The 866-nt window shown below is 68.8% G+C and carries 2 protein-coding genes; both read left to right on the forward strand.

Features of this window, described 5'->3' with window-relative positions:
• Positions 1–230 (forward strand): coenzyme F420-0:L-glutamate ligase (locus PGX04_RS20660; RefSeq protein WP_273740228.1); only part of this gene is annotated, 230 nt, incomplete at its 5' end.
• On the forward strand, positions 227–866 hold a 640-nt coding region (locus PGX04_RS20665), incomplete at its 3' end, for a 5,10-methylenetetrahydromethanopterin reductase (protein ID WP_273740229.1). The genes PGX04_RS20660 and PGX04_RS20665, both read left to right, overlap by 4 nt.

Here is an 866-nt window from a genome sequence, read left to right on the forward strand (position 1 = left end):
GGGGCGAACTCGACCGGGACGGCCACGAACTCGGCGTCACCGTCCAGTCGGCCCTCGACGAACTCGCCGCCGCCGCGAATCTCGTCACCGGCGAGGGAGCCGGCGGCACGCCCGCCGTCGTCGTCCGGGACTGGGACTTTGGCAATCACGAGGGGAGCGACGAGCTCTTTCGATCCGTCGAGAGCGACTTCGTTCGTCAGTCGCTTCGGGAGTGGAGGTTCGACGGATGAACGGTGAGAACGGAGCGGAGCGAGGTTCTCGAGAAAACGAGCGGGGAGAACAGCGATTCGCGAGCCGCGACGACGATCCGACCTGGGGCATCGAGCTCACCCCCGAACACCCGCCCGAACGAGTGGCCGACCTGGCCGCGCTCGCTGAGGACGAGGGGTTCGACGTCGCGTTCGCGAGCAGCCACTACTTCAATCGGGATCCGTTCGTGGTGCTCTCCCGGATGGCCGACGTCACGGACGAGATCCGGCTCGGGCCGGGCGTCGTCAATCCGTACGAAACGCACCCCGTGAAATTGGCCGCGCAGACGGCGACGATCGACGAGATCAGCGACGGCAGAGGCGTCTTCGGCGTCGGCGCGGGCGACCGTTCCTCCCTGTCGAACCTCGGTCTCGAGCGCGACAGCCCGCTCCGGCGCGTCCTCGAGACGTTCGACCTCGCTCGAGACCTCTGGGACGGCCGGACGGTCACCCACGAGGGGACGTTCACCGCGCGGGACGCGTCGCTCAACCTCGAGCCCCCGTCCGAGCACATTCCGGTCTACGTCGGCGCGCAGGGCCCGCACATGCTCCGGATGAGCGCGAAACACGCCGACGGCGTGCTGGTCAACGCCGCCCACCCGCGAGACCTCGAGTGGG

The sequence above is a fragment of the Natrinema soli genome, assembly GCF_028618695.1.